Genomic DNA, 4,104 nt, shown 5'->3' with positions numbered 1-4,104 from the left:
GGTGGCGCCCGATCCGCTGCTGCTGGGCAACCGGCTGGGTGAGGTGGCGCAATCAAAGAACGCACACCCCAAGTACTGCTTCAAGATGGCCACCGGCACGGGCAAGACCTGGGTGCTGCAGGCCCTGATGATTTGGCAGTTGCTCAACAAAACGGCCATGCTGGCTGAGGGCATCGACGACCCACGCTTCACCCGCCACTTCATGGTGGTGGCGCCAGGCCTGATCGTGTACGAGCGCCTGCTCGACGCCTTTTGCGGCAAGCTGGTCACGGCTGCCGATGGCAGCGTTACGGGCTCGCGCAATTTTGCGACCTCGGACATCGCTCGTTATGCTGAGTTGTTCGTGCCCGAAGCTCACCGCGAACTGGTGTTTGGCTTTGTGCGTGGCAACGTGTGCAGCAAGGCCGAGATTGGCCTGAAGGCCACGGGCAACGGCATGATCGCCATCACGAACTGGCACTTGCTGTCTGAAGGCGATGAACTCGCCGATGTGGAGGACGCGGTGTTGGCTCAAGGCGCTCCATTGGCCGCACACGAGGTGGTGGCCTCTGTGTTGCCCTTGATGCCAGGGCGTGCCACGGGCAACAGCCTTGAGGTGCTCGACCGCCGCTATGCACGAGGCAACGTGCTGGAGTTCCTGGCCCAGTTGCCCGAGCTGATGGTGTTCAACGACGAGGCCCACCACATCCACGAGTTCAAGCGAGAGGGTGAGGTGACCGAGGTGGAGTGGCAAAAGAGCCTGAACCGCATTGCCGCCGCAAAGGGCAGGCGTTTTGTGCAGATCGACTTCTCGGCCACGCCCTACAACGACGTGGGCGCGGGCAAGTCCAAACGCAAGGTTTACTTCCCTCACATCGTCACCGACTTCGCGCTCAAAGACGCGATGAAACAGGGGCTGGTCAAGTCGCTGGTGCTTGACCGTCGCAAGGAAATTGGCGCCTTGCCGCTTGAATTCAAAGCCGAGCGCGACGAGTCTGGCAACCCGGTGTTGAGCGAAGGCCAACGTGTCATGCTGCGGGCTGGCATACAGAAGTTGCGCAAGCTGGAAGCCGACTTCGCCAGGCTCGACCCGCATCGCCACCCCAAGATGCTGGTGGTGTGTGAGGACACGACAGTGTCGCCCCTGGTGGCCGAGTTCCTTCAAGACCAGGAGGGCCTGAGTGCTGACGAGGTGATGCTGATCGATTCGGGCAAAAAAGCCGAACTCGGTGAGAAGGACTGGGCACCTGTGCGCGAGCGCCTGTTCAGTGTGGACCACCACGCCACGCCGCGCGTCATCGTGAGCGTTTTGATGCTGCGCGAAGGTTTTGACGTCAACAACATTTGCGTGATCGTGCCGTTGCGCTCCAGCCAGGCGCAAATCCTTCTGGAGCAAACCATTGGCCGTGGCCTGCGCCTGATGTGGCGCGACCCTGAATACGCCGACTTGAAGCGCGAGAACCGCGAGCGCATCAACGGCGGACAGGAGCCAGGCAGCCTGATTGACGTGCTGTCCATCGTGGAGCACCCGGCGTTCCAGTCTTTTTACGATGAACTGATGAGCGAGGGGCTGGTTGGCGAAACCGGTGATGACGACGACAGCACCTCAGCCACGGGTGACGTGATTGCGGCTGAATTGCGTGAGGGCTACGAAGCTTTTGATTTCGCCTTGCCGTTCATCTTGCGCGAAGCCGACCAGGTGGTGGATCACCGCGCACTGGACGTGATGGCCATGCCGCCCTTCAAGGCGATGCCCCCAGATCAGTTGATGGCCATGCTGGGCAAGGGTGACACCTTCACCTCACAAGACCTGCAAAGCGCCACGCTGTTTGGTGACTACCGCGTCGATGGTGCGGTGATGAGCGTGAGCGGGTACAACGAGTACCTATCGCGGCTGACACGTCGCATCAGCCAGGCACTCAGTGAGCCCTTGCCCAAGGGAAACAAGGTGGCCACCCACCTGGCAAAACCCTATCTGCAGGTCAACACGGCTGAGTTGACGGGGTGGTTGGATGACTACATCTGGCTGCGTTTGTTTGATGGCGACTTCAACCCCATGGAAGGTGAAGCCTGGCGGATGTTGTTGCTGCAGCCGGTGGTCGATCACATCACCAAGGTGTTTGCGATGGAGTTGGTGGATGCGCAGCAACACCACAGCACCGGCGAGCTGGAAGTGCGGCACCGTTGCTTGTCAGAGGTTTCCCGTTTGATGATGCGGGAGATCAACTCGGTGGAAGTGAGCAAGTGCATCTACACGCGCTTGCCTTGGCCTGCTCGCCATGGAGGTCTTGAGAAGCTGCTCATCCATTGGGCGCAGGCCGATAGTTCTGTGGAGGCCTTCTGCAAAGTCAGCGAAAACCGACACGGCTTTGCCCGACTTCGCTATGTGAAGGAGGATGGCTTGCCCGCTTTCTATTCCCCTGACTTCTTTGTCCGCACGGCCCAGGCCATCTATGTTGTGGAAACCAAGGCTCAGCAGCAAACCACCCATCCCAACGTGCAGCGCAAGCTGAAGGCGGCAGTGGCTTGGTGTGCGCGCATCAACGAACTGCCTGAGACCGAGCGCAGTGGTTTGCCTTGGCATTACGTCCTGCTTGGCGAGGACGTGGTGCGCGAGTGGCAGGAAAAGGGCGCCCGGGTGGGCGAGTTGCTCGATTTCGCGCGTTTGCGGCCTGTGGCGGACGCCTCGATGCAAACCAGCCTGTTGTGAGTCGCCCCGTTGTTCGGGGTTGTCGATGGGTTCATCAACCGATCGGGAAGCCCTTGATCAACGCGCGCTGAATGCGGCTGGAGGTCACCCCCAGCGTGGCCTGGTGCGCCGCAGACAAGGCGGCCCAGTGCCCTTCGAAGTCGGCGCGACCTTGTTCGAACAGGTGGCGCGGCCCGGCGGTGACGATGTCGTTGCCGCCCTCGTCGGACAGCACCGAGATCATCGAGCCTTCGAACACCTTGAACAGGCGCTTGCCGATCTCGCGGGTCTGGTCGGTGTCGGCCTGCACGTTGGCCACCAGCAGGCCCTCGGCGCTCAAGGCCTTGCGGCAGTGCAGGTAAAAGCTGCGCGAGCACAGCGCGTCGGCGATGCCTTCGCCCGTGAATCCATCGACCAGGATGAGGTCGTAGCTGCGCGGTGGCTTGCGCATGAACTCGGCGCCGTCGGCGCAGACGGTGTGCAGGCGCGCGTCATCTGGCGGAACGTGAAAGGCATCGCGCAGGTCGATCACCGACTGGCTGATCTCGACCACTGTGATGTCGGCCTCGGGCACATGGCGGTGCAGGTACTTGACCATCGACCCTCCACCCAGGCCGATCATGAGCACATGGCGGGGCTTCGGGTTGAGCAGCAGGGCGCCCATCATCGTGCGGGTGTAGTCCAGCACGAGGTCGTCGGGGTCGGCCAGGCGCATGCAGCTTTGGATGAGGGTGCCCTCGAAGCTCAGGGTCACGGTCTGGCTGTTCTGGTGCAGCCGGGGGAGATCGGTCATGGCGGGTTGGGTCAGATCCAGTTGTCGAGCAGCAAGCCCGGCACCTTGATGAACTCGCGCTGGTTGTTGGTGATCAGTGTCAGCCCTTCGCTGCGTGCGTGGCCGGCGATGTGGAGGTCATTGACGCCGATGGGCTGCCCGATGGCTTCGAGCGATGCGCGGATCTGCCCGTAGTGCTGTGCCGCCTTCAGACCGTAAGGCAGCACTTCCAGCCTGCTGGCAAAGTCTTCGACCACCGCCAGGTTGCGGGCCGGCGCACCACTTTTTTCTGCACCGTGGATCAACTCGGCCAGCGTGATGGCCGACATCGCCATGGCTCCCTGGTGCTCGTTGAACCGAGCCAGCGCGTGCAGTGGACGTTGCTTGATGACGTAGATGACGATGTTGGTGTCCAACAGGTACTTCAGCATCATCACAAGCCTTCCCGCTCTGCTTGGTGTTGGCTGGCTCGCTCGGCCATGAAGTCCTCGCTGGGGGCGGGGCTGCCCAGAAAGAAGCTGTCCCACACGGCGTTGGCGGGCGCAATGATGCGCTCGACACCCACGGCGCGCACATGCACTTTTTTCACCGTTTCTGGCAGGCAAACGTCGGCTGGCAGTCGGACGGCCTGGCTGCGGTTGTTCGTGAAAACGGTGCTTTGGCT

Annotated in this window: 4 protein-coding genes; 1 reads left to right on the top strand and 3 read right to left on the bottom strand. The window is 61.7% G+C overall.

Annotated features, from left to right (window positions below; translation table 11 throughout):
* On the top strand, positions 1-2,689 hold a 2,689-nt coding region (locus tag B2W70_RS02190; protein ID WP_286742389.1), incomplete at its 5' end, for a DEAD/DEAH box helicase family protein.
* A 34-nt stretch (positions 2,690-2,723) separates the two neighbouring features.
* Here B2W70_RS02190 and B2W70_RS02185 read toward each other — a convergent pair.
* The 3 genes from B2W70_RS02185 to vapB form a co-directional block, all read right to left on the bottom strand.
* Positions 2,724-3,461, bottom strand: a complete 738-nt coding sequence (locus B2W70_RS02185) for a spermidine synthase (RefSeq protein ID WP_286742386.1) — start codon at positions 3,459-3,461, stop codon at positions 2,724-2,726.
* An 11-nt stretch (positions 3,462-3,472) separates the two neighbouring features.
* A complete protein-coding gene (vapC, locus tag B2W70_RS02180) occupies positions 3,473-3,871 on the bottom strand; it encodes a type II toxin-antitoxin system tRNA(fMet)-specific endonuclease VapC (RefSeq protein ID WP_286742401.1) in 399 nt (132 codons plus the stop codon).
* 2 nt (positions 3,872-3,873) lie between these two features.
* Positions 3,874-4,104: type II toxin-antitoxin system VapB family antitoxin (gene vapB, locus B2W70_RS02175; protein WP_286742383.1), on the bottom strand; the 231-nt coding region annotated here is incomplete at its 5' end.

Origin of the sequence: Aquabacterium sp. UBA2148, assembly GCF_002328915.1 — a bacterium.
Classification (GTDB): domain Bacteria; phylum Pseudomonadota; class Gammaproteobacteria; order Burkholderiales; family Burkholderiaceae_C; genus Aquabacterium; species Aquabacterium parvum.
Note: the sequence above shows the minus strand (reverse complement) of the source record. Positions and strands in the feature narration are given on the sequence as shown.